18 protein-coding genes, 2 pseudogenes and 1 riboswitch are annotated in these 25,083 nt (G+C 57.9%); of the genes and pseudogenes, 14 read left to right on the top strand and 6 right to left on the bottom strand.

Features of this window, described 5'->3' with window-relative positions:
* Positions 1-419: 419 nt before the first annotated feature.
* Positions 420-1,748 (top strand): IS4 family transposase, encoded by a 1,329-nt coding sequence (locus CK911_RS12810; RefSeq protein ID WP_098972655.1) that lies wholly within the window; start codon positions 420-422, stop codon positions 1,746-1,748.
* A gap of 132 nt (positions 1,749-1,880) precedes the next feature.
* Here CK911_RS12810 and CK911_RS12805 read toward each other — a convergent pair.
* Positions 1,881-2,731 (bottom strand): annotated as a pseudogene (locus CK911_RS12805) (IS4 family transposase); the annotation flags it as partial.
* An 87-nt stretch (positions 2,732-2,818) separates the two neighbouring features.
* Here CK911_RS12805 and istA point away from each other — a divergent pair.
* Entirely contained in the window at positions 2,819-3,832 is a 1,014-nt protein-coding gene (gene istA, locus CK911_RS12800) for an IS21 family transposase (RefSeq protein ID WP_098970377.1), read from the top strand.
* On the top strand, positions 3,829-4,599 hold the full coding sequence (istB, locus tag CK911_RS12795) for an IS21-like element ISAeme17 family helper ATPase IstB (RefSeq protein WP_098969495.1): 771 nt from the start codon (positions 3,829-3,831) through the stop codon (positions 4,597-4,599). The genes istA and istB overlap by 4 nt, the downstream gene beginning before the upstream one ends.
* A gap of 73 nt (positions 4,600-4,672) precedes the next feature.
* On the opposite strand, the pseudogene CK911_RS12790 reads toward istB, so the two are convergent.
* Positions 4,673-5,164: pseudogene (locus CK911_RS12790) on the bottom strand (transposase domain-containing protein); the annotation flags it as partial.
* A 128-nt stretch (positions 5,165-5,292) separates the two neighbouring features.
* Positions 5,293-7,461 (bottom strand): ExeM/NucH family extracellular endonuclease, encoded by a 2,169-nt coding sequence (locus CK911_RS12785; protein WP_098970375.1) that lies wholly within the window; start codon positions 7,459-7,461, stop codon positions 5,293-5,295.
* Positions 7,462-7,757: 296 nt separating this feature from the next.
* A riboswitch (cyclic di-GMP riboswitch) is annotated at positions 7,758-7,840 on the top strand.
* Between the two features lie 148 nt (positions 7,841-7,988).
* On the opposite strand from CK911_RS12785, the gene CK911_RS12780 reads away from it, so the two are divergent.
* A complete protein-coding gene (locus CK911_RS12780; RefSeq protein WP_098972652.1) occupies positions 7,989-10,985 on the top strand; it encodes a glycosyl hydrolase family 18 protein in 2,997 nt (998 codons plus the stop codon).
* A gap of 138 nt (positions 10,986-11,123) precedes the next feature.
* Positions 11,124-12,068, top strand: coding sequence for a chemotaxis protein CheV (locus CK911_RS12775; RefSeq protein WP_098970373.1), 945 nt, complete (start codon positions 11,124-11,126; stop codon positions 12,066-12,068).
* A 319-nt stretch (positions 12,069-12,387) separates the two neighbouring features.
* Here the strand turns inward: CK911_RS12775 and CK911_RS12770 are convergent, their stop codons facing one another.
* Positions 12,388-12,999 (bottom strand): arylesterase, encoded by a 612-nt coding sequence (locus CK911_RS12770; RefSeq protein WP_098970370.1) that lies wholly within the window; start codon positions 12,997-12,999, stop codon positions 12,388-12,390.
* A 56-nt stretch (positions 13,000-13,055) separates the two neighbouring features.
* On the opposite strand from CK911_RS12770, the gene CK911_RS12765 reads away from it, so the two are divergent.
* A complete protein-coding gene (locus CK911_RS12765) occupies positions 13,056-13,751 on the top strand; it encodes an ABC transporter ATP-binding protein (protein ID WP_098970368.1) in 696 nt (231 codons plus the stop codon).
* Between the two features lie 36 nt (positions 13,752-13,787).
* Positions 13,788-16,235: an ABC transporter permease gene (locus CK911_RS12760; RefSeq protein ID WP_098970366.1), complete on the top strand. Its 2,448-nt coding sequence runs from the start codon at positions 13,788-13,790 to the stop codon at positions 16,233-16,235.
* A gap of 125 nt (positions 16,236-16,360) precedes the next feature.
* Here the strand turns inward: CK911_RS12760 and CK911_RS12755 are convergent, their stop codons facing one another.
* Entirely contained in the window at positions 16,361-17,266 is a 906-nt protein-coding gene (locus CK911_RS12755) for a TIGR01777 family oxidoreductase (RefSeq protein ID WP_042022756.1), read from the bottom strand.
* Between the two features lie 255 nt (positions 17,267-17,521).
* On the opposite strand from CK911_RS12755, the gene CK911_RS12750 reads away from it, so the two are divergent.
* Positions 17,522-19,051, top strand: coding sequence for a cyclic diguanylate phosphodiesterase (locus CK911_RS12750; RefSeq protein WP_098970364.1), 1,530 nt, complete (start codon positions 17,522-17,524; stop codon positions 19,049-19,051).
* A gap of 72 nt (positions 19,052-19,123) precedes the next feature.
* On the opposite strand, the gene CK911_RS12745 is transcribed toward CK911_RS12750, so the two are convergent.
* Positions 19,124-20,305, bottom strand: a complete 1,182-nt coding sequence (locus CK911_RS12745; protein WP_098970362.1) for a PLP-dependent aminotransferase family protein — start codon at positions 20,303-20,305, stop codon at positions 19,124-19,126.
* Between the two features lie 288 nt (positions 20,306-20,593).
* Here CK911_RS12745 and trmB point away from each other — a divergent pair, with 288 nt between their 5' ends.
* From trmB to CK911_RS12715, 6 genes are all read left to right on the top strand, one after another.
* On the top strand, positions 20,594-21,307 hold the full coding sequence (trmB, locus tag CK911_RS12740; RefSeq protein ID WP_042022762.1) for a tRNA (guanosine(46)-N7)-methyltransferase TrmB: 714 nt from the start codon (positions 20,594-20,596) through the stop codon (positions 21,305-21,307).
* Between the two features lie 48 nt (positions 21,308-21,355).
* Positions 21,356-21,688 carry a YggL family protein gene (locus tag CK911_RS12735; RefSeq protein ID WP_042022764.1) on the top strand — a complete coding sequence of 111 codons (333 nt, stop codon included), beginning with the start codon at positions 21,356-21,358 and terminating at the stop codon, positions 21,686-21,688.
* A 122-nt stretch (positions 21,689-21,810) separates the two neighbouring features.
* Positions 21,811-22,731: a glutaminase B gene (gene glsB, locus CK911_RS12730; RefSeq protein ID WP_068978091.1), complete on the top strand. Its 921-nt coding sequence runs from the start codon at positions 21,811-21,813 to the stop codon at positions 22,729-22,731.
* Positions 22,732-22,760: 29 nt separating this feature from the next.
* Positions 22,761-24,056, top strand: coding sequence for a sulfurtransferase (locus CK911_RS12725; protein ID WP_098970360.1), 1,296 nt, complete (start codon positions 22,761-22,763; stop codon positions 24,054-24,056).
* 195 nt (positions 24,057-24,251) lie between these two features.
* On the top strand, positions 24,252-24,461 hold the full coding sequence (locus CK911_RS12720) for a YgdI/YgdR family lipoprotein (RefSeq protein ID WP_005335219.1): 210 nt from the start codon (positions 24,252-24,254) through the stop codon (positions 24,459-24,461).
* Between the two features lie 167 nt (positions 24,462-24,628).
* Positions 24,629-25,030: a DUF2541 family protein gene (locus CK911_RS12715; RefSeq protein WP_068978088.1), complete on the top strand. Its 402-nt coding sequence runs from the start codon at positions 24,629-24,631 to the stop codon at positions 25,028-25,030.
* Positions 25,031-25,083: the final 53 nt, after the last annotated feature.

The raw sequence follows: 25,083 nt of genomic DNA, 5'->3' as shown, positions 1-25,083 counted from the left end.
ATCGCGGCAATGAAAGCGTTTTCTTGTGGCTGTAACCAGCATTCACGCTGGGTTTTATCAATCACGGTCCGAGCAGTGTACTTAACCTCGTTGTAACAGATAAATTTTCGTTACAAAAAAACTATTTGCCAGATGTTTACCAGCTGTCACGGGAGGGACGCGAGGCGTGGAGCCTGCTGATCGAGGCGGTGAAAATGAGTCATGACACAAATTGTCGAGGGCCTAGGTGAGAGTCGTGCCAAGCGGAGCCCATGTGCTTCTGCTGGTGATGTCATTGGGGGGCTTTACTGAGCGGGTTAACCGACCCATGGTGAAAAAACGAGTACCACCTTGGCATAATGCCGATCAGTTAAGGATCCATTGACCGATCCTTCTGATGTGTGAAAATCCGAAACCTGTTGATTGGTTTCGGATTTTTTATGCGTATCGAACAGGCTCTCGACTTCCTCCACGCCAGCAATGCCGCTCAGTTTGAGTCACTCTCTGACCTCATTCCCAACGAGCTCATCACGACTCTGCTCGGCGAAGAGGGCGTCGCTACCCTGCGCCGTCGCCGTATGCCCATGGAACGACTGGTCTGGGCCATCATCGGCATGGCCATCTTCCGCCACGTCCCCATGACTCAGCTGGTCAATCAGCTTGATATCCTGTTGCCCGGTGACCGCCCCTTTGTCGCCCCCAGCGCCTTCCTGCAAGCTCGCCAGAAGCTTGGCCACAAGAGCATCGAACGGCTGTTTCACGAAACCGCCTCGCGTTGGCGCCAGCAGGCCAATCACCCCGGCTGGGCCGGGCTGCAACTACTCGCCGTCGATGGCGTGATGTGGCGCACGCCCGATACCCCGGACAATGCCGCCGCCTTTGTCAAGCCCGGTACCCTGCATGGGGAGACCGCCTATCCTCAGGTGCGCATGCTCTGCCAGATGGAGCTGACCAGTCACCTGCTTGTTCAGGCGGTCATGGAGAGCTGCGCCGTCAACGAGATGGTGTTGGCCGAACAGCTTGCCGCGCGCACACCGGACCACTCGCGGACCCTGTTCGACAAGGGATTTTACTCCCTCGGACTGCTACACGCCTGGCAAACCGCTGGTAGCGAGCGGCACTGGCTGCTGCCACTCAAAAAGGGCACGCAATACGAGGTGGTGCGCAAGCTGGGGCGTCAGGATGCCCTGGTGCGCTTGACGACCAGCCCCCAAGCGAGGAAGAAGTGGCCACAACTGCCAGAGACGCTAGAAGCCCGCCTGCTGACTCGCACTATCAACGGTAAAGAGCGGCAGGTGCTGACCTCGATGGTCGACCCGATGCGTTTCCCTGGCGCCGATATTGTCGAGCTCTACGGCCATCGCTGGGAAATCGAGTTGGGCTATCGGGAGATGAAGCACAGCCTGCAACAGCACCGGCTGACCCTGCGCAGCAAGAAGGCTGCGGGGATACGGCAAGAGCTATGGGGTGTGCTGCTGGCGTACAACCTGCTGCGCAGCCAGATGGTAAAGATGGCGGTGAGCCTGAAGGGATACACGGCGAGTCAGTTGAGTTTTCACATGGCGTCGGTGTACCTCATCCATGAACTGAGCTGCATGCCGTATGTGTCCCCGGGGAATATCCCGGGACGCGTTGCGGAGCTGGAGAAACAGGCAGGGCAGTTTGTATTACCAGCCCGAAGGGAGCGAAGTTATCCCCGCTGCGTGAAGCCGAGACCACAGAAGTATGGAGTTAAAAAAACCAATAAAAACAATGCCAGTCAGGCTTAACTGACTGGCATTAACCACCTTGGCAAGGCTTCATTTTGCAGAGTAGCCCTATCACGAGCCTCATATAAAGACCGCCGGTATGCATCAACCAAATCAGCTGCACGAAAAAGCCCACTATACTCGCAATGCTGTTCACTTAAGCGGAGCTGCATTGCGATCTACCGGAAAACGGGTCTTTGATATCTTCACCGCCCTGGGTCTCGATGGCCTGGGGCGTTTTTCTATGAACATGACGCCTATGCTGCCCCGCAACTCCGCCAATCTCCGCGGCGTATGCGCTGGCGATAGCGCGCCAGCCATCACCGCCATCTGGTTCGCTATGAACTGACAGGCAAATTTGAAGCTCACCTCATTGGGTGCTCGCTGATGGACTACCGCTGCCTGGCTCGCCTCCCGCCTGACCAGATTGTATCCAAGCAGCAAACCCCACAGCTCCTGATAGACCAAGTCCACTTTCTTGCTTCTCAGCGTGATGGAATTGTGCTGCATTGAGCTTTTGATATCCCGGTATCCCAGCTCGATTTCCCAGCGCTCGTGGTACAGGGTCGCCACCTGCGCTGCGCTGAATCGCGCCACGGGCAGTGAGGTAAATACCGTTTTCTCCTTGCCTGCCACCTCATAGGTCACTGCACGAACTTGCCAGTGCGTCGGCAACGCCGGGTTTTTCTTGCGTGCCTGAGTGAGACCTTCATTTGCAACAGACGGTCACCGTCGCCATAGCGTTCAAGTTCCGTATACACCAGCCCCTTGCGCTCCGGGATGAGCCAGTGACGATGGGTGTCTTCGGCCTGAATACGCAGCAACAGGTCGGCACCGAAGAAACCTTTATCCAGCAGGGTTACCGAATTGTCCGGCAATGATTGAATGAACTCGCTGGCCAGGGGGATTTCCCCTTTGCGGTACGGGCTGATGGCCGCGTTGGCAATGACATGCGAACGGACATTCATCAGCGTGACCAACCGCAGCATCGGGTAGGGGGTTTGCTGTCACCGCCGATGTAAAAATGACCCACTAACGCCGGAGTAAAGTTGACCCACCTGGGCCAAGATCGTGGCTTTTGAGCCACACCTATGTTGACCCAGGAGTTATCAGTGGAAATCAGAGTGTTGGCCCGTCAGGGCATGAGCATCCGGGCTATCGCCCAGCAATTGCGGGTGTCCCGTAACACGGTTCGCAAGTATCTGCGCAACCCGGGCCTGCCAATCTATCCCAGCCGAGCTGCCCGACCAACCAAGCTCGATCCTTTTAAACCCTATCTGCAAGCGCGTATCCAGGCAGCGAAGCCACACTGGATCCCGGCGACGGTTCTGCTCAGGGAACTGCGAGAGCATGGCTACACTGGCGGGCTCTCCCAGCTCAAGGCCTGGTTATCGCCTCTGCGCCATGACGCCTCTGGCACCGTCGTCCGTTTTGAAACGGCCCCCGGTAAACAGATGCAGGTCGATTTCACCATTATCAGCCGCGGCAATCAGCCTCTAAAGGCCTTTGTTGCTACCCTGGGATTTAGCCGCGCCAGCTATGTCCGTTTCTTCGATCACGAACGTAATGATGCCTGGTTGACCGGACTGCGTGAGGCTTGTCATTTCTTCGGTGGGGTCCCGCAGGAGGTGCTATTTGATAATGCCAGCACCATCATCCGCGAGCAGGATGCCTATGGTGAAGGTGACCATCGTTGGCACCCGGCCCTGCTCGCCTTGGCCGAAGAGTACGGTTTTTGCCCCCGCGTCTGCCGTCCCTACCGGGCCCAGACCAAAGGCCAGGTCGAGCGCTTCAACGGCTACCTCAAGCGCAGTTTTGTCACACCACTGGCAGCCATCCTCAAGCAGGCAGGACTGGCGCTAGATGTGTCAACCGCCAATGCCCATATCGGCCCCTGGTTGCAAGATATCGCCAACCAGCGTAGCCATGGCACTACCGGTGAAGTCCCGGCTATCCGATTGCAACAAGAGCTGCCTCATTTTCTACCCCTGCCACAGGCGCTACCCGTTGGTCCCGGCACCACGGCCACTGCGCGCCCCATGCCGCTGGAGAGCTTGCAGCATCCGCTATCGGTATACCAAGACCTGCTGGAGGTGAACGTATGAACTTGCAGCATGAACGCCTGATAGCCCTGAGTCAGGCGCTGCGCTTGAAAGGGATTGCTGCCCAGTGGTCAGCACTAGCTCAGAAGGCGGCCAACGAGGAGGCGAGCTTCGCCGATTATCTGGAGTGGTTGCTGCACGCAGAGCAGACCTTGAGGACCGAGCGCACCCGCCAGACCTTGCTCAAACTGGCCACTTTACCCGTGGTCAAAACGCTGGAGCAGTACGACTTCGGCTTTGCCAGTGGCGCACCTCGCAGCCAGTTGCAGGAGTTGGCCAGTCTGGCCTTTATCGAGCGTAGCGAAAACATAGTACTGCTGGGCCCAAGCGGAGTGGGCAAGACGCATCTTGCCATCGCACTGGCCTATCGGGCTCTGATGGCTGGCATCAAGACCAGATTTATCAGCGCAGCAGACCTGATGTTGCAGCTGCAAGCAGCTCAACGACAGGAGCGGCTTAATGCCTACTTCAGCCGTGTCGTGATGGGGCCGCGTTTACTGGTGATCGATGAGATAGGCTACTTGCCGTTTGGGCGTGAGGAAGCAAACCTGTTTTTCAATGTGATCGCCAAACGTTATGAGAAAGGGAGCCTGATCTTGACGAGCAATCTGCCCTTTAGCCAGTGGGCCAGCACCTTTGCCGATGATCAGACACTGACGGCAGCTATGCTCGATAGGCTGTTACATCATGCACACATCGTTCAGATCAGCGGTGAAAGCTATCGTTTGAAAGAGAAACGCAAAGCGGGGGCCACACCCAAAACCAATTAATCCCATGTCCGGGTGGATCACTTTTCAATCGGCGAAATTAGCCAGAGTGGATCAGTTTTCGGTCGGCGTTGACAGTTTGCCGGTTGGTTGACGTGTTACCCGAGCCGAAATGCGCTCTGAGTTCAGGCATATCCTGGGTTCGGAACAGGGCGCCATCGATAGCAAAGACCTGTAAACCATGCCACTGGTCTTCAGGATAACGTTCCCGCCCCCACACATCAGCACACTGCTTGAACAGCCACTCGAGCGGCTGTTTGCCGAGTCGCTGACGGGCTTGAGACAGGGCACTGTCAGCGAGCAAGGCATCATTTGCCAAACCTTCGGCACAGATGTTGAGGCGCCGAGCGACCTCGGAGATGGGCTCATTGCGAAAAAAGGCCATCCCCACGACGAGCCACAAGACCATATCAGCAGGTAAGCGGCGTCGGCGGATAGTGGCCTTTTCAGACAAGGCGGCAGCGGCAGTAATCCATTCGTCGGGAATATGGTCGGCAAAAATTGCCAACCGGGCCAGCATGTCGCCAGATGCTTCAATAACATCGCTCAGGTCGTTTGCAATAGACATAAAAAAATCCGGAACCAATGATTGGTTCCGGATTGTCCTACAGCAGAAGGATCGGTCAATGGATCCTTAACTGATCAGCATTGCACTATACTCGTGGGCTTTGGTCACGCTCTCGGCGGGCAGAATAATTAACGGCGCTGACGTCGCCAAGCCAGCGGCAACAGTGCCAGCAGGCCGAGTCCCAATGCACCACCGCCTGAGGAGGTGTCCGGTTTGCTGGCATCGATCTCCAATTTCAGGTCGACGATGATGGGATCATGGTCGGAGGCGCTGAAGGGGTTGTCAGACTTGAGCAGTGCATCGGTGTATTTAGCTGCGTACTCGAACTGACTGCTCTCGAAGGCGTTGATATGCCAGTCAAAGACCCCGGTCACCTTGCTGGCTAGCGCCGGGTTGGCGAGGGCATAGTCCAGGGTACCCAACTCCCCGTCGTAGCTGTAGGAGATGGCTTTTTCCTTGTTGAATTTGACGTTCAGGTCGATCAGGCCGTAGCTCTTGGTCACCTCGCGACCGAGCTGCTCATAGGACTGGTCACCGATAAAGGTGTGGGAGGCCGATACGATCTTGCGTTCGCTGGTGGCTGGGTTGTAGTCGGTCAGCACCCGGATCGGATCTTCCTTGGCGTAGGAGTTGAAGTCGCCAACCAGCAGCACTTGGCCCGGCAGTTTACTGACCGCTTCACCCAGCACTTTGGCGGCGGAGACCCGGAACTCGGTGCACTTGCCCTGCAGGTCGGCCGGTTCTGTCTTGCCATCGCTATTTTCGTAGCAGCCTGACCCCTTGGATTTGAGGTGGTTGACCACCAGCGTCAGCGGCTCTTTGCTCTTGGCGACGGTGAAAGTCTGAACCAGAGAGTCGCGCTGACCGGCTGTCTTGGTCATACCACCTGTGGTGTAGCGCTGCTCCGGCAGCTTGATGACGCTGGCATCCCCGCTGGGGGTGAGCAGGGCAGGGCGGTAGATCATCGCCACCATGATGGTATCGCCGCCGAAGAACTTGCCATCGATGAGGGCACTCACCGGCAGGCGCACATAGGCGTAGTGTTTGCTCGCATCCTTCTGCTGTTCGTTGAGGCGGGTCACCAAGTTGTGGAGGGCCGAGTTATCCTCGAAGCCGTTATTCTCCATCTCCATCAGGCCGAGCAGATCCGCATCCATCTCGGTGATGGCGTTGGCTATCTTGGTGCGTTGCTTTTCGAATGAGAGCAATGCTTTGGCGCCACGGTTACAACTATTTGCTTTTGGATCAGTGTTATCCGCATCCGATTGGTCTTTGCATTGAACATTGAGTGCACCACCAATACTGGAGTGGCTGGTGAAGTAGTTGAGCACGTTAAGGCTGCCGACCCGTATGTTGGTACTCGGCGTGCGGGCAGGTGAGGTCAGCTGTCGATCATTTTCTGGTGTGCGCAGCAGATTGCCGACACTGAGGGTGACATCGTTTGGCACCATCAGACGGAAGGCATCTTTGTTGTAGATCACCGCACCCTCCAGGCCCTCGAATTGATCACCGATGCGCAGATAACCCTGGTCGGCATCCAAAGCCGGGAACCAAGGAAGAGCTCCATCCTTTACCTTGAAATCAGACTCGACGACCAGACGGTTGCTGCCATTTTTGCTGGCCAGAGCAATCGCTTCTTGACTGTTGGCAATATGGAGCTGGGTTGGCTTGATGAGCGGAGCCTTATGGGAGAGTTCTAGGCTGGTGCGAGAGGCTTTATAGTCGGAGCTAAAGTTGCGCGTCAGGTGAAGATCACTGCTGCTGTTGAGACGTACACGCATCCCTTCATGGCGATTGAGTGCATTGGTCAAGGTCTCATTGTCGTTGACCTTGAGCACACTCACCGGTACGTTTTTGCCTTGCCCTAACACCTGGAGCCGGGGAACTGTACCATCCCACTTCAGCTTGAGCTGAGTGCCGCCCATGTACTCCTCGACCTGGGCTTCCAAGCAGAGCTCTGTACCCACCTTGATATCAGAACGAGCATCCTTGAGGTAGATGAAGATGCCGTCTGAGGTGGCCGGGTTGCCATCACCCACAGGGTCGGTCAGATAGAAGCCTCTGGTCAGGCTTTGGCTCACGGTGGTGACAACACCCTTGACGTGGAAGGAGACTGGGCTGATAGCACCATTGGTGGTTGGAGAGGTGGCCAGCGCGCTGGCAGAGCCTGTGCCCTGAATGGTCGGGATGGGGGTGAGTTGAGCCGGATCGGACGGGCAGACAAATGCCGCATGGGCGCCTGAGGATGCAAGTGCCAGCCCCACGGCCAGCGACAGCAGGGTACGAGTACCTTTCATAGGTGTTCCTTTTTTATTTTTGCCAGTGATTCCATAGCCTTGGCTCGTTGACCAAGGGCGCGCATTGTCACATTTCTGGCATGTCGTACCAGTGAGCCAACGCACATTACGGGGATGCAAATGAGGGTGATTTTGGTTTTTTTGACTTGGCTAACAGTATGAAATTAATGATAAAAATATTAATTCCTGGCTAGCTGAACATGGAGGGTTAGCTGGAAATTCACATATTTTCTTTCGAGAATTAAGATTGAGACTCTGCTGGTTGATTCCTATACTCGGCATGTTCCTCAAGGAACCCAGGTAAAGGGCAAACCGGCAGTGATGTCGGGGCGCAATGCCTCCGGTCTTGATCATGGATCCAGATAGCGGGGTTTCCCTGGGTGAGGGTGGTTTTTGTGGCAAGTCCATTGCCAGTTGTCTGCGCCCATCATGCAGGTTGCGATTGTTCTTTGCCTTGGTGACCAATGCCAAGACAAAACAAGGAAGATAACAATATGCAACAGCTCTTCAGACCCAGCCGGCTTGCCATGCTGGTTGCCCTTGCGGCTGTGCCCGCCTGGGCTCAGGTCGCTTATCCCGCCTATAAATCCGGTACTGCCTACAAGGCTGGCGATATCGTCAGCAACGTCGGCGCTCTCTACGAGTGCAAAGAATTTCCCTATTCAGGCTGGTGCGGGGCATCTCCCTATCACTATGAACCGGGCGTTGGTGCGGTCTGGGCTGATGCCTGGAGGCTCTATGGCGGCGAAGTGCCACCCCCGGCACTCGGTGTAGCTGTCAGCTCACCGGCTGTCGGTGCCCGTTTCAATGAAGGTGCCAGCGTGGCGCTGGCGGTGAGCTTGAGCGGCCCGGTGACTGCGCTGGTCAAGGTGGAATATCTTGTTGACGGCAAGCAGGTCGCCACGGCGAGCGCTTCCCCCTGGAATGCCAGTTGGAGTGCCGCCGGTGTGGGTGCCCATGCCCTGAAAGCGCGGGCGCTGGATAAAGATGGCAAGGTGCTGAGCGAGGCGGATTCCAGCTTCAAGGTCACCACCGTGGTGGCACCAGAGGCGCCCAAGGCGAGCATCAGCAGCCCGGCCAGCGGTGCCAAGGTGACGCTGGGTCGCAGCGTGGCGGTCAGCGGCAACGTCACCGATGCCAACAACGATGTGGCCAAAGTCGAGCTGTTTGTCGATGGCAAGAAGGTGGGTGAGGACAACGCCGCCCCCTGGCAGGTCAACTGGACGCCGGATACCAAGGGCAGTGCCGCCCTCAAGCTGGTGGCCACCGACAAGACCAATCTGAGTGGCGAGTCGGCGGCGGTGACCGTCAATGTCGAGGAGGCTGCCTTGCCGCCAGATGGGGGGAACCTCTCCTGCGATATCCGCCAGATCTATCGCCCGGATGGTTACGAGTGCATGGGGGATGACCACGCCCGCCGGGTCATCGGCTATTTCACCTCCTGGCGCACCGGCAAGAATGGCCTGCCCGCCTATCTGGTGAGCGATATTCCGTGGAACAAGATCACCCACATCAACTATGCCTTCGCGGCAGTGGATGAGCAGAGCCACCAAGTCAAGGTGGACGACGCTGCCACCAAGATGACCTGGGATGGCGTGCCGGGTGCCGAAATGGATCCTGAATTCGCCTACAAGGGCCACTTCAACCTGCTGTCGAAGTACAAGAAGCAGTATCCGGACGTGAAGACCCTCATTTCGGTAGGGGGCTGGGCCGATACGCGTGGTTTCTACACAGCTACTACCAAGGGCGATTGCTCGGTCAATACCGACGGCATCAATGCCCTCGCCACGTCGGCAGTTGGTTTCATCCGTCAGTACGGCTTTGACGGGGTCGATATCGACTACGAATACTCCACTTCCATGAAGGATGCGGGTAACCCCAACGACTTCCCGCTCTCCAACCAGTGCCGCGGCAAGCTGTTTGCCAACTACAAGGTGATGATGCAGACCTTGCGTAACAAGCTGGATGCAGCGGGCAGCGAGGATGGTCGCAAGTACATGTTGACCATCGCCTCCCCGGCGTCGGCCTACTTGCTGCGCGGGATGGAGAACTTCCAGGTCACCCAGTACCTCGATTACGTCAACCTGATGACCTATGACTTCCACGGTGCCTGGAACAACTTTGTCGGCCACAACGCAGCCTTGTTTGACAACAAGGCTGATGGAGAGTTGGCCAACTGGGGTGTCTACACCCAGAAAGAGTTTGGCGGCATCGGTTACCTCAATGCGGCCTGGTCGGCACACTACTTCCGTGGTGCGCTGGCAGCCGGCAAGATCAACGTCGGTGTGCCCTATTACACCCGCGGTTGGCAAGGGGTCAGTGGTGGTACCCACGGTCTGGGTGGCAAGGCGGCCCTGCCGAGCCAGAGCGATTGCCAGCCCGGCACCGGTGGCAGCACCATTCCGTGCGGCAACGGGGCGGTCGGCATCGACAACATCTGGCATGATCTGGACAAGAACGGCAAAGAGATCGGCGGTGGCGCCGTGCCCATGTGGCATGCCAAGAACCTGGAGAATGCGGCCAGCCTCGGCATCACTACACTGCCGAGCTACGGCACCGCCTGGGGTCTTGATCCCAACAACCCCGCCCACGTGATGCAAGGCAAGTATGTGCGTTACTACGATGACAAGGCCCACGCGCCCTGGCTGTGGAACGAAGAGAAGAAAGTGTTCCTATCTACCGAAGATGAAGAGTCAATGGGCCACAAGCTCGACTACATCATCAACCGTGGTCTGGGTGGTGTGATGTTCTGGGAGATGGCTGGCGACTACGCTTTCGATCCTGCCAAGAACGAGTACGGGATGGGGGATACCCTGACCACGCTCGCCTACGACAAGTTCGCCAAGGCGACGAAGTACAACACCAAGCAGAACGATCTGGCAGCTCCGGCGGCCCAGCTCGACATCGCAGTGAGCCTCTCCGGCTTCAAGGAAGGGGACTCCAACTACCCGATCAACCCGACCCTCAAGCTCACCAACAACTCGACCCAGACCATTCCGGGCGGTACCCGTATCGAGTTCCTGGTTCCGACCTCTACCTCCGATACCATTACCGACCAGAGCGGCATGGGGCTGAAAGTGGTTGAGAGCGGTGGCAACCAGAACTCCGACGGCATTGCGGGCGAGAAGGACTTTCACAAGGTAGGGCTGACCCTGCCGACCTGGAAGGCCTGGACACCGGGGGCCGATGTAGAAGTGGCGCTGACCTACTATCTGCCGGCCGCCGGTGTGCCAAGCGGTATCCGCATCATCAGCGGCAACCAGACCGCTGGTCTCAAGGCCGAGTTCCCGACTCTGCCCGAGGCGGTGCTGGGTTCCGGTGGTGGCGATAATCCGGGGACCACTTGCAGCAGTCAGAGCATTAATCCTGCATCTTACAAGGCCTATCCAACCTGGCCGCAGGGGGATCATGCCAATGGTGGCGATCGCATTATCCATAATAAGGTGGTGTGGCAGGCCAACTGGTGGACCAGCAGCGAGCCCAAGGCAACTGACGGCAGCTGGAAATCTGTATGTAGTTATTAATCTTGAAATCAATGAGATAAGTGGGGCTTCGGCCTCACTTTTTTTGTCTGGTTGGTCGATCTGGTTGAAAATGCGCCTGCCTTTCCTGGCGGGCAGCCTCTATAATAGAGTCGATTAATAAACAGATGGACGTTGCATATGGCGAGTATATTGGATTCAGTTGATCAACGAACTCAGCTAGTAGGTGAAAACCGCCTGGAGTTGTTGATGTTCCGTCTCGGCACCCGCCAGATCTTTGCCATCAACGTCTTCAAAGTACGGGAAGTGGTCAAACTGCCGCACCTCAGCCGAATGCCCGGTTCTCACCACAATATCAGCGGTGTGGCCAACATCCGTGGCACCTCGATTCCGGTGATTAATCTGCGCAGTGCCATCGGTATGCGCCCCATGCCCATCGACACTGAATCCAACCTCATCATCACCGAGTACAACCGTACCATTCAGGGTTTTCTGGTGGGGCAGGTTGCCAACATCGTCAACATGACCTGGAAGGATATTTTGCCGCCACCGCGCTCTGCCGGGCGCGCCAACTACCTCACCGCCATCACGCGTATTCCGGATGACGGCGTCGATCAGATCGTCGAAATCATCGATGTGGAGAAGGTGCTGGCAGAGATCATCACCTATGACATCCGGATCTCGGAAGAGGTGCTGGATCGGGAGATCCTGCCCGAGATGCATGGTCGCAAGGTGCTGATCGTCGATGATTCCAGTACTGCCCGTAATCTGGTGCGCGAAACCTTGATGCAACTGGGTCTTGAAATCATTGAGTGTCAGGATGGCTTGCAGGCGCTTAACCTGCTTAAAGGCTGGTGTGATGCAGGCAAGAAGGTGACCGATGAGATCCTGCTGATGATCACTGATGCCGAGATGCCGGAGATGGACGGCTACCGCCTGACCCACGAGGTGCGCAGCGATCCGCGTATGTCCGATCTCTTTATCACTCTCAATACCTCCCTGAGTGGCAACTTCAACGAAGCCATGGTCAAGAAGGTGGGCTGCGACCGCTTTATCTCCAAGTTCCAGCCCGACCTGCTGGTGGGGGTAGCGCAGGAGCGGCTGCGTCAGGTGCTGGAGAGCTGACAGGTTGCTTGCCGGTTATGCTCAATCAATAACAAAACATCCCGCCTCGGCGGGATGTTTGTTTATGGGATATTGGCGACGGATTGGCATTACTGATTGGCTGTGCTGGGGCGCCACTGAGATGTTATCTGCCGGTCAGTCCATGACAAAACATCCTGTTTTGGCGGGATGTTTGTTTATGGGATATTGGCGATGGATTGGCATCACTGATTGGCTGCGCTAGGGCGCCACTGAGATGTTATCTGCCGGTCAGTCCATGGCAAAACATCCTGTTTGGGCGGGATGTTTGTTTATGGGATATTGGCTCAGAGAGGCGGGCTTATTGGCTGAGCAGCGGCTCCATAAAGCGGGCAACTTTATCGCGGATCCGGGGCTGGGCCGCCGGGGTGGGATGAATGCCATCGTTCATCATAAGTTCAGGGCGCAGCGCAATATCATCCATAAAGAAGGGCAGCAACGGCAGATCGTTGATCTCTGCCAGCTCCGGGAAAATTTGCTCGAACTGGCGCAGGTAGCGGGCACCGTAGTTGCGGGGCAGCTGGATCTGGGTCAACACCACACGGGTCTGCTGTTCCTTAGCGAGGGCGATCATGCTGGCCAGATTCTGGCGAGTAATGGTCGGGGCGAAGCCGCGCAGGCCATCGTTGCCTCCCAGTTCGATCAGTAGCCAGTCCGGCTTGTGCTCTTTCAGCAGGGCGGGCAGACGGGCTAGGGCCCCTTGGGTCGTTTCACCGCTGATGCTGGCATTGAGCAGGGTATGTTTGCCCCCCTCATCTTGCCATTTCTGGTTGAGCAGGGCAGGCCAGCTCTGCTCAAGCTGCATCTGATACCCGGCGCTCAGGCTGTCACCCAGCACCAGCAGGGTCTGGGCCTGAACCGACGAGAGCAGGCTGCCAAGGCCAACCAACAAGGCAAACAGAATACGCACCATCAATTCAACTCCCGCTATGGATTGCCATCAAGGGATTGGAACAAAGGACACAGAGCATGAGTTCAACCCCCATTATTGTCGTCAAGGGCCTCGGCAAATCGGTTCGCCTCGGCCAGGAAAGCCTCACCATCCTTGAAGGGATCGATCTGCAAGTCAATAGCGGCGAGACAGTGGCACTGGTCGGCGCCTCAGGCTCCGGCAAGTCCACCCTGCTGGGGCTGCTGGCCGGGCTCGATCTGCCGAGTCAGGGGGATATCGAAATCCTCGGCAAATCCCTTGGCGAGCTGGATGAAGAGGGGCGGGCCCGATTGCGCGCCGAGCAGATCGGCTTTGTGTTCCAGTCGTTCCTGCTGCTCCCCACCATGACGGCGCTCGAGAATGTGATGCTGCCCGCTGAGCTGCGCGGTGAGCGCGATTGCGAGCCAAGAGCTCGCGAACTGCTGGCGGCGGTCGGGCTTGGCGAGCGGTTGCACCATCTGCCGCCACGGCTCTCCGGCGGTGAGCAGCAACGGGTGGCTATTGCCCGCGCCTTTATGACCCGTCCCAGCCTGCTGTTGGCGGACGAGCCGACCGGTAACCTCGACAGCAAGACCGGCGAGAAGGTGATCGAGCTGCTGTTTGAACTCAATCGCAAGCACGGCACTACGCTGGTGGTGGTGACCCATGACCATCAGCTGGCCGAACGTTGCCAGCGGCAGGTGGTGATGACGGCGGGCAGGCTGGATCGCGAGGTGGCCCATGGTGTGGTGTAACGGGGTTAGCAGCGGGTCAGGCGGGAGATACTAGGGATGATGCAGTGGCGATTGGGATGGCGACTGCTTCGCCGGGAAGGTTTCAGCGGCGAGCTGCGCTGGTTTGTGCTGGCGCTGGCACTTAGCGTGGCGTGCGTCTTGAGTGTGGCGCTGGTGGCGGATCGGCTCGATGCCGGACTCAAGGCGTCGGGCCGTGATTTTATCGGGGCGGATCGGGTGCTGCGCACCGCGGCCGCCCTGCCGGATGGCTGGCTGGCACGAGCGAAACAGGATGGCTTGGCGCTGCAGACTACCGTCAGCTTCAACAGTATGCTGTTTCACGGCGATGCGTTGCAGCTCGCCTCCATTCGGGCGGTGCCCGACGGTTTTCCCTTCTACGGCAAGCTGGTGCTGGAACCGGCCCGCACCCCGGCCCCCGGCGAGATCTGGCTCTCTGCCCGGGTGATGCAGCTGCTGCAGGCTAAAACGGGGGATGAGCTGGAGGTGGGCAATACGGTGCTCAAGGTGGCCGGTCTGCTTGGCGAGGAGCCGGATCAGGGCTTCAGCCCTTTCCTGCTGGCGCCGCGGGCGCTGATCCACAGTGCCGATATCGAGGCGACCGGCGCCCTGTTGCCGGGCAGCCGCCAGCAGTGGCGCTATCTGTTCAAGGGGCCGCGAGAGTCGCTGGCCCGTTACGAGCAGTGGCTGCTGCCGCAATTGCAGGCCGGACAGAAGTGGATCAAACCCGATGACAGTGAATCCCGGGTGGGCCGATCGCTGGCCAATGCCGAGCGTTTCTTCCGGCTCGCCTCGCTAAGCGGGGTGTTGCTGGGGGCGCTGGCGATGGGTATTGCGGTGCGCCACTTTGCCGAGCGCCAGACTAATATGGTGGCGCTGCTCAAGACGCTGGGGGCATCCCGTGCCAGCCTGTGGCAACTGATGAGTGTGTTGCTGCTGTCGTTGACGCTGATCGGTGCGTTGCTGGGGCTGGTGGCGGGCACCGCCATGCAGTGGATCACCTTGCAACTGCTGGGGGACCTGCTGCCACCGGATCTGCCGTCTCCCTCCTGGCGACCCTTTGCCCTTGGGGTGGCGGTGGCGCTCTTTATCACTCTGCTGCTCGCTTTTGTGCCCTTCTTGCGGCTGCTGAAAGTGCCACCGCTGCGGGTATTGCGCCGGGAGCTGGAGGCGGGCATCCCCCCTTGGCTGGCTTTGCCGGTCGGCTTTCTCGGGCTGTTTACGCTGGTGTGGGGGTTCACTGCTGATGTGAAACTGGCGCTGGGCCTGGTCGGTGGCATGGGATTGCTGATGGGGCTGCTGGCCCTGCTGGCGTCCCTGATGTTGCGGCTGGGGGCCAGAGTGAAGGGGCCGCATGCTCTTAGGTTGGCGCTGGCCCACCTGTCGCGCGAGCGTAGCAGCGGCCTGTTTCAGTTAGCGGGTTTTGCGCTGGCGCTGATGCTGTTTGGCTTGCTATGGGCGGCCCGGGTCGATCTGCTGGATGAGTTTTCTGCCCGCCTGCCCGCCGATGCGCCCAACCGGTTTCTGGTCAATGTGGCCGAGAACGAGCGGGAGGGGATCCTGAGCGAGCTTGCGGCAGCAGGGGCCACCACCTCCGATTTCTATCCTATGGTGCGCGGGCGGCTGACCCATATTGCCGGCGAGGCGGTGGGCGAGGGGGCCCGCAGTGGCCGTGAAGGGGTCGATAGGGAGCTCAACTTCACCACCACAGCCACCCTGCCAGCGGATAACAAGCTGGTAGCCGGGAAATGGCTCGCCGGCACCGGCGAGGTGTCGGTGGATAGCGAGTTGGCCAAGCGGCTCGATATCAAGCTCGGGGATATGCTCGCCTTTACCATCGAGGGGCGCAGCTTCGGTGCCAGGGTCACCAGTCTGCGCAGCATCAAGTGGGACAATATGCGTCCCAACTTCTACATGATTTTCTCACCCGATCTGCTGGCCTCTTTCTCCAGCACCTGGTTGGGCAGCTATCGTTTGCCGATTGAAGGGCGCAGCGCCGAGGTGGAGCTTATTCGCCGTCATCCCACGGTGAGCCTGATCGATGTGGATGACCTGATCGCACGCCTGACCCATGTATCGGAGCAGGTGAGCCGGGCGCTGGCCCTGATGTTGGGGCTGGTGACGGTGGCGGCATTGCTGGTGCTACTGACCCAGACCCAGGCCAGCATGGCTCAGCGTCGGCGTGAGCTGTTGCTGATGCGCACTTTGGGTGCCAGCAGCGACCTGCTGAAAAAGATGCTGCGCTGGGAGCTGGTGGCCAGTGGCCTGCTGGCGGGGCTCTGCGCCGCCATGGTGGTGGAGCTCTGCTCCTTTGGCCTGCAGTGGTGGTGGTTCGAGGGACAGTGGCAGTTCCACTGGGCCATCTGGCTTGGCCTGCCAACCTTGGGGGCCTTGCTGGTGACGCTCGCCGGGCAGGGGATGCAGCGTCAGCTGCTGGCTGGCACCCTCAGCGATCGGCTGCGGGGTCTGGGTCAGGGGTTGCTGTAATCCCGATAGCGAGAGCCTATGCTACAAGGCGCAATCGCCATCAACAATAAACAAGCAGCCCGGCCATTGGCCGGGCTGCTTGTTATTCGAGGCGCTGACGAGCGGGCTAAGCGAGCTGGCGTCAGTTAACGGGGTTCGTGCAGCAGATTGGTGAGGGCACTTGGCAGTTCGGGATAGCTGAAGTGAAAACCGGCCTGTTGCAGTCGTGCGGGCATCACCTTCTGGCCGGTCAGCAGCAGATCCGCCGCTTCCCCCATCACCAGTTGCAGCAGGGGGGCGGGCACGAAAAAGAGGTGCGGGCGGTGCAACGTGGTGGCCAGGGTCTGGCTGAACTCCCGGTTGCTGACTGGATGAGGGGCGGTTCCGTTGAAGATGCCGCTGCACTCTTCGTGCTCCAGCAAGAACAGCATGGCGCGCACCAGATCCTGCACATGGATCCAGCTCATCATCTGGCTGCCCGACCCCATGGGGCCGCCGAGCCCGAGTCGATAGGGGGGGAGCATTTTGGGCAGGGCACCCCCATCCATGCCAAGCACCAGCCCGATCCGCACGATACAGACCCGGGTTTGGCTGTTTTGGGCCTCCTGCGCCAGAGTCTCCCACTGCTGGCAGAGCTGGTGGGTGAACTCGTCGTTGGGAGATCGGCACTGCTCGTCGAGGGTTTCGGTGCCCTGCCTGCCATACCAGCCGATGGCGGAGGCATTAATCAGCACCTTGGGCGGTGTACTGGAGAGTTTGATGAGATCCACCAGCTGCTCGGTCAGCAGCCAGCGGCTATCGCAGAGCAGCTGTTTGCGCGACTCGCTCCAGCGTCCGGCAGCGATGGGCTCACCTGCCAGATTGATCACTGCATCCACATCATTGAGGTCATCGAGCCGGTCCAGGCTATCGATCACCTTAATGTCATGGCCGAGCAGGATATAAGCGCGGCTGCTTTGCCGACTCAGTACCACCACCTCGTGATTGACCTTGAGATGAGCCACTAGTTTGCGGCCGATAAAGCCGGTTCCTCCGGTAATCAGAATTTTCATCGTGGTTCACTCCTGCTGCGGTCTTGCTCTACTCTAATGGCACCTATCCAGATCAACAAGCAAGATGCTTGGCGAACATATAGTTACTTAAATGTGTGTTAACCATATCGCTTCCTTGCGATGTATTGTTGAACAAAGTGATGAGTTGATTGATTTTTGTTGGGTGGACATTTGTTGTTCGCTCGCTATCATGACGGCCCTTCGCGCTGTCCATCGGGGCTGTCACCACTTAATCCGTGTATCAAAGAGGCATCCATGCCATTTCGTCGTTTGAAACTTCGCCAGCTCTACAAAAGGATTGTGGTGGCACTGCTGGTTGGCGTTACGCTCCTGCTGCTGGGGGGCGTAGCTGTGATCTGGCAGACCGTTTCGGAGATAAGGCAGGATGCCGAGTCACGTTTGCAGCGTGCCCAGCTGATGTTTGATCGCACCCTGGGTTATGCCCAGCAAGCCGCCACTAATGTGGAGGGCGTGATTGGAGCTCCCTGTTCGGAGGCTGCATTGCTACTGCGCGAGCAGGTGATCATGGTGCCCGATGTTCGTTCCGCCAATCTGGCTATTGGTCGCCGGATCTACTGTACGTCTCTGTATGGCGCCTATGATGGGCCCTTCGGTCCGGACGACTATGTAGACGGCAAGCTACAACTGCTCAGTGGTAATGCGACGACTCCGGATAGACCGCTGATCGTACTACGTCATGAAACGGACAAGGGGAGTGTGCTGATCGGTGTGGATGGCTACTACCTGCGCAATACCCTAGAGATTTCCAGCAAGAACTCCCCGATGGCTCTGGTGGTGGGGCAGAGGGCACTGTTTGGCTCAGGTCAGGTCGGGGCCGCGCCTTCCTCAACAGAAGAGGGCTATATGGCCCTCGCTTCGGCCGATTTCCCCTACAAGGTAGTCACTCAGGTGACGAGTGATGACTATCTGAGCCACGCCTGGCGCTATTCCAGAGACACACTAATCCTTTGCCCCTTGTTGGCGTTACTGGTTGGATTTGGCTCCTTCTGGCTGATGGGCCGCAGTAACAGTCCGGCGGAAGAGTTGAAGCGGGCGTTGGAACAACAGGAGTTTATTCCCTACCTGCAACCCGTGGTTGGCGGTGATGATGAGCAGTTGCGCGGCTGCGAGGTGTTGATGCGCTGGCAGCACCCCAAACAGGGAATGATCTCGCCGGATCGCTTCATTCCTCTGGCGGAAGATAGCGGGCTGATTGTGCCCATGACCAGCCAGCTGATGGCGCAGGTGCGGGATTATTTCTCCCCCCATGCCAGCAAACTGCCGACGAAATTTCATTTTTGCTTCAATATTTCTGCCAGCCACTGTAAGGATCTCAGCCTGGTGGCCGATTGCCGGGCATTTCTCGATGCGTTCAAGGATAACCCCGTCGATTTGGGGCTAGAGCTGACCGAACGGGAGCTGATTGTGGCAGATGAGGTAACAGATCAACTGTTTGCCGAATTGCACCAGTTGGGGGTATTGATCGCCATCGATGACTTTGGTACCGGCCACTCCAGTCTCACCTATCTGCAACAGTTTCAGGTCGATGCGCTCAAGATCGATCAGAGTTTTGTCGGCATGATAGGGACTGATGCGCTCTCCAGCCATATTGTCGAGAATGTGATTGATCTGGCGATCCGGCTGGAATTACTGCTGGTGGCGGAGGGGGTTGAAACTCAGGCTCAGGCGGATTATCTGCGGGCGCGCAATGTTGACTATCTGCAAGGGTATTTCTATGGGCGACCAGTCTCGATGAAGGAGTTCAGCAAGCGCTTGTTTGGCTGAGTGGCTTGGCAGTTGCAATAAAAAACCAGCGAGAGATCGCTGGTTTTTTATTAGTGCAGCGGGGTACTGATATCAGAGCATGCGCTGGAGTGCGCGAACCAGCCGTTTGACCCCCTCTTCGATGGTGGCTTCATCCACACAAGAAAAACTCAGGCGCAGGGTGTTTTTGATCTCGGGGCGCACGTAGAAAGGTGCGCCGGGTACGAAGGCCACCTTCTCCTTGATCGCCTCGTCAAACAGCGCCATGGCACTGATGTGGGCTGGCAGGGTCAGCCAGAGGAACATGCCCCCTTCCGGCCGGGTGTAGCTGACGCCGGGTGGGCAGTGACGAGCCAGCGCGGCCTCCATGGCGGCACGCTGACGGCCATAGACCTCTTTGATTTTTTCCAGATGAGCGTCCAGCGAGTGATCCATCAGGAAGCGGTGCAGCACCTGCTGACTGAAGGCGTTGCTGTGCAGATCGGTGGCCTGTTTAGCGATGGTGACCTTCTTGCGCAGCCAGTCCGGCACCAGCATCCAGCCAAGGCGGAAGGCGGGCACCACGGTTTTCGAGAAGGAGCCGAGCAGCACGGTATTGTTTGGCGCCAGCTTGGCAATCGGGGGCAGATGCTCCCCTTCGAAGCGCAGTTCGCCGTAGGGATCATCTTCCACCATCAACAGCTCGTGGCTGACCAGTCGCTCGGCCAGCGCTTCGCGGTTGGCACGGCTGTAGGAGACGCCACTTGGGTTCTGGAAGTTGGGCACGCCGTAGAGCAGCTTGGCATTGGAGCCACTTGCCAGCAGTGCATCCAGCGCAGCCAGATCTAGTCCCTCCTCGCCGAGAGTGATGGGTTTGAAGGCGGGCTGATAGACAGAGAAGGCCTGAATGGCGCCAAGGTAACCCGGCTCTTCGATGATCAGATCTTGTCCTTCATCGATCAGCACTTTGCCCAGCAAATCCAGCGCCTGCTGGGAGCCGCTAGTGATCAGGATGTTGTCCGGATTGACCTGCATGCCGTGGCGGGTCAGGTAGCGCTCGGCAATATATTGGCGCAGAGGAGCGAAGCCCTCGGTGGCGGCATATTGCAGGGCGGCAGCCCCTTGCTCGCGCAGCACATCCTGACAGGCCTGATCGATCGCCTTGACCGGAAACAGGTGGGGATTGGGTAGGCCACCGGCGAAGGAGATGATCTCCGGATTGGCGGCAACTTTGAGGATTTCACGGATAAAGGAAGGCTCGACCTTCTCGAAGCGCTGGGCAAAAAACGGCTGCATAGACAATTCTCTCGGCATGTGGGCGGTCGCTCCATTCGACCGCCAGGTTATCCGTTTGTATCAGATTTCAGAAATGAGGCAATGATTGTCACAAAAATCGCCAGAAAAGGGCTGGATTGACACTGGTTCGGATTATATTGAGCGGTTAACTGGGGTATCGAGCCTGTTAAGGGGCCGGTTGGTGGCGCAATGGAATATTTGTTGTGTGAAACACTTGCGCCTTGTGCCTATCTTGGGATAATTCGCTCCCCTGTTTTCGCTGATTGACGAGATAACGAGCAATTCATTATGCCTGTGACCCAAGATGTATTTAACGAAGACGGCACTTTTATGCGCAAAATACGCAGCTTTGTCCGTCGCGAAGGCCGCCTGACCAAAGGGCAGGAGAAGGCACTGGAAGATCTCTGGCCGGTCATGGGTATCGATTTTGCGCCAGCGCCCCTCGATCTGGTTGCCCTGTTTGGCCGTGAGGCCCCGGTGGTACTGGAGATCGGTTTTGGCATGGGTGCTTCTCTGGTTGAGATGGCCAAGAATGCCCCCGAGAAGAACTTCATCGGTATCGAAGTGCACTCCCCGGGCGTAGGTGCCTGTTTGGGTACTGCACAGGAAGCGGGCGTCACCAATCTCAAGGTCATTTGTCATGACGCGGTCGAGGTGCTGGAGCACATGATCCCCAATGGTTCGCTCGCCTGCCTGCAACTCTTCTTCCCGGATCCCTGGCACAAGAGTCGCCACCACAAGCGCCGCATCGTACAATCGGCGTTTGCGCAGGATATTCGTCAGAAGCTGGCCATCGGTGGCGTGTTCCACATGGCGACCGACTGGGAAAACTATGCCGAGCACATGCTGGAAGTAATGAGCGCCGCCGAGGGTTACCAGAATACCTCTGCGACCGGCAACTGGGTGCCCCGTCCGGACTGGCGTCCGCTGACCAAATTTGAACAACGTGGCCATCGTTTGGGTCACGGGGTTTGGGATCTGATTTTCAAACGCGTCAGCTAAGCTGGCACGTCAATTCACCTAGCGTATCAACTAACTTGAGGAGCTATCATGGCCAATCGTAGCCGCCGTCTGCGTAAGAAACTGCGCGTCGATGAATTCCAGGAAATGGGTTTCGACATCAGCTTCAACTTCCCGGTCGGCACTGCCGAAGAGTCCATCGATGCAGTAGTCGATGCGATGATCGATGAGGTTGTAGAACCCCGCCGCCTGGCGTTCGCCGGTTCAGGCCACCTGGCTTGGGAAGGGATGATCTGCACTCAGCAACTGGGTAAATGTACCGAAGAAGACCGCGCTGTGCTGAAATCCTGGTTGGAAGGCAAAGGGATGGAAGCCGTGGTGGTCACCGAGCTGTTCGACCTCTGGTACGGTGAACCGGCCTGATATAGGGCAGCCTTTCTGGCGCCTTGTTGTGGGTAATTAGACAAATCCCGCCGCTGGCGGGATTTTTGTCAGTGGGGATGGGATCTCCACCGCTGTTTTAGTCATGGAATCGCTTATCGCTTATGGTGTTGTCATCCGAATTACTGGCCAGCATTCTTGAAGAGGTGCGCCCGCTGCTCGGGCAGGGCAAGGTGGCCGACTACATTCCTGCATTGGCTCAGGTACCGGCCGATCGCCTTGGTATCGCAGTCTGTACCGTCGAGGGAGAGCTGTTTACCGCTGGTGATGCCTGCGAACCTTTCTCCATCCAGAGTATCTCCAAGGCCTTGAGCCTGACCCTGGCGCTCACCCTCTATCAGGAGGAGGAGATCTGGGCCAGGGTCGGCAAGGAGCCCTCAGGCCAGCCGTTTAACTCGCTCGTTCAGCTTGAATTCGAGCAGGGCATTCCCCGCAACCCCTTTATCAATGCCGGGGCGCTGGTGGTGAGTGATCTGCTGGAGACCCGCCTCACCGCGCCGCGGCAACGTACCTTGGAGCTGGTGCGGCGTCTTGCTGGCAACCCGGCCATCATGGCGGATCAGGTGGTGGCCCGCTCCGAGTATCAACACTCGGCCCGCAACGCTGCCATCGCCTATTTGATGAAGGCCTATGGCAACTTCGAAAACGAAGTGGACAAGGTACTGCAAAGCTATTTCAATGCCTGTGCCATCCGCATGAGTTGCGTCGATCTGGCGCGGGCATTCGTCTATCTGGCCAACCGTGGCCTGCCGCTGGGCGGCAGCGAGCCGCTGTTGCCAGCCCGCACTACCAAGCAGGTCAACGCCCTGCTCGCCACCTGCGGCCTCTATGACGAGGCCGGTGATTTTGCCTATCGGGTGGGCATGCCGGGAAAATCGGGGGTCGGTGGCGGTATCATCGCCCTGATCCCGGGTGAACTCAGCGTCTGTGTCTGGTCACCAGAGCTCAACAAGGCTGGCAATTCGCTGGCGGGTACGGCGGCACTGGAGCTGCTGGCTGAGCGGCTGGGTCGCTCCATTTTTTAACCTTGTTCACTATGAATCGAGAAATCACCATGAAACGACATTTTCGCTCTCTGCAGGCCGTTTTGGCGACCTTACTGCTCTGGTGCGCACAGCCGGCTTTGGCAGGGGAATTGCCACGGCTCTCGCTGGCCGATGCCAAGGCCAAACAGGCGGTCATCCTGGATACCCGCACCAGCCACTTCTATCAAGGCTGGCCCATGGACGGAGAGAAGCAGGGGGGCCACGTTACTGGCGCCGAGAGTCTTTCCGCCGATTGGAAATACAGTGATGAAGAGTGGCCAGCAGCGCTCGAGAGCAAGGGGCTGAAGGCCGATCGTCCGGTTGCGATCTACGGTGCGCCGCGGGAAGTCGCTGAAGTCGCACGTCTGTTGCGCAAGCAGGGCGTAAAGCAACTGTTTGAGCTGCAGGGCTGGAAAACCATGCCACGGGAGTCTCTGGCTCGCTGGCAGCAGCTGGTCTATCCGCGCTGGTTGGCGGACCTGCAAGAGGGCAAGCCGGTCGTAGCGGCACCCAAGGGCGACTGGAAGCTGTTTGAAGTGGATTGGGGTTCACCCAAGGCCTACCTTATCAGCCACATCCCGGGGGCGGGGTATATAAATACCAACGACCTGGAAGAGGAGCCGCTGTGGAACAAGGTCTCTGATGAGGCACTCAAAAAGTTGCTGCTGGAAAATGGTATCCGTCACGATACCACCGTCATCCTCTATGGTCGCAACACCATGGCGGCGGCCCGTGCAGCCCACCTGATGATGTATGCCGGGGTGGCAGATGTGCGCCTGCTGGATGGTGGTCTGGATGCCTGGTTCGTGCAGCACCTGCGCACCGAAACCGGTCTGCCCAACAAATATGAGCCGGTGAAGGAGTTTGGCGTGGCCATTCCCGCGCACCCCGAGTACTACACCACCCTGGATCAGGCCAAGGCGCTGCTCAAGCAGCCGGATAGTGCGCTGGTCAGCGTGCGTACCTGGGACGAGTTTGTCGGCAACACCTCCGGTTACAGCTACATCAAGCCGAAGGGCGATATCCCGGGGGCCAAGTGGGGTCACGGCGGAGTGGATGCCAACAGCATGAGCGACTTCCATAACCCGGATGGCACCATGAAACCGGCCCGCGAGATCCTCGCCATGTGGGATCAGTGGAACATCGAGCCGACCCAGCAGGCTGCGTTCTACTGCGGTACCGGCTGGCGTGCCTCCGAGGCCTTCTTCTACGCCTGGCTGATGGACTGGAAACGGATCAGCGTCTATGACGGCGGCTGGTACGAATGGAGCATGGATCCGAAAAACCCGACCGTGACCGGTGAGCGTCAGCCCGCCAAGTCATGATTGAGCAGTAGACAAAAGGCCGGACAGAGATGTCCGGCCTTTTTCATTGGTGTGTCCATCGAGCCAGATAGCGATGCCAAGTTGCTGATTATTGACGGCGATCCCGCTTTGCTCATCCCATCATGCCAGGCCGTGCGATTGAACTAGGCTTCAAGAAACATCCTCGTGGTGAGGGTGAGCGCAGAAGAGGCCGCAATGAAAAAACTGATGATGATCCTGGTGTGCGCCCTGGGGCTGGTGGCATGCAGCTCCCAATACATCATGAGCACCAAGGATGGCAAGATGATCACCACCGAGAGCAAGCCCAAGCTGGATGAGAGCACCGGTATGTATCGCTATTACGATCACGAAGGGCGCGAGGTGATGATCAAGAAAGATGACGTGACCCAAATCATGGAGCGCTAAGCGCTGTCGTGCCGCAAGGGCCGCTATCTGCGGCTCTTCTCATTTTCGCCGGAAAGTTGCTCTGTTTTCTCTGGTGATCGCCGCACATTCGCAGCAAATTCAGCTGTGATACAGCTTCCGTTATGGTTTGACCCGTATCATAACGCTCCGTTTTTATTGGAGGTGTTATGTCCCTGAACTCAATCTGGCGTATCGCGAGTTCCAGTCGCGTTCTATTTGGTACTTTGTTGCTGGTGGTGGCCTCAGCCTGCCATGCCAGTGATGACCAGTTCACCCTTGGCCGCACTATTTTGCTGGGGATCGGTGATCATGGTGCCAATATTCCCATGGTTGCTTGTCGTCAGACCAAATATATCAAGGTGAAGGCGGAGCGCGATTTGACGCTGGATCGGATCGTGGTGACATATGGTAGCAATCGTACCAAGACCATCAAATTTGATCGCAATATGCGCGCTGATAAAGAGACTGAATGGAAATCCCTCGGCTCGAGAGTCTGTGTAAAACGGCTTGAAGTGTACGGTAATGCAGAGGGGAGCAAGGCGGGCGTCAAAGTATTTGGCCGTAAATAATCGGGCTACGATCTTTTTTTAAATAATGGCGAGCCGTGGCTCGCCATTATTTT

Origin of the sequence: Aeromonas sp. CU5 (assembly GCF_002586745.1) — a bacterium.
Taxonomy (GTDB): domain Bacteria; phylum Pseudomonadota; class Gammaproteobacteria; order Enterobacterales; family Aeromonadaceae; genus Aeromonas; species Aeromonas sobria.
This window is presented reverse-complemented; position numbering and strand designations above follow the sequence as displayed.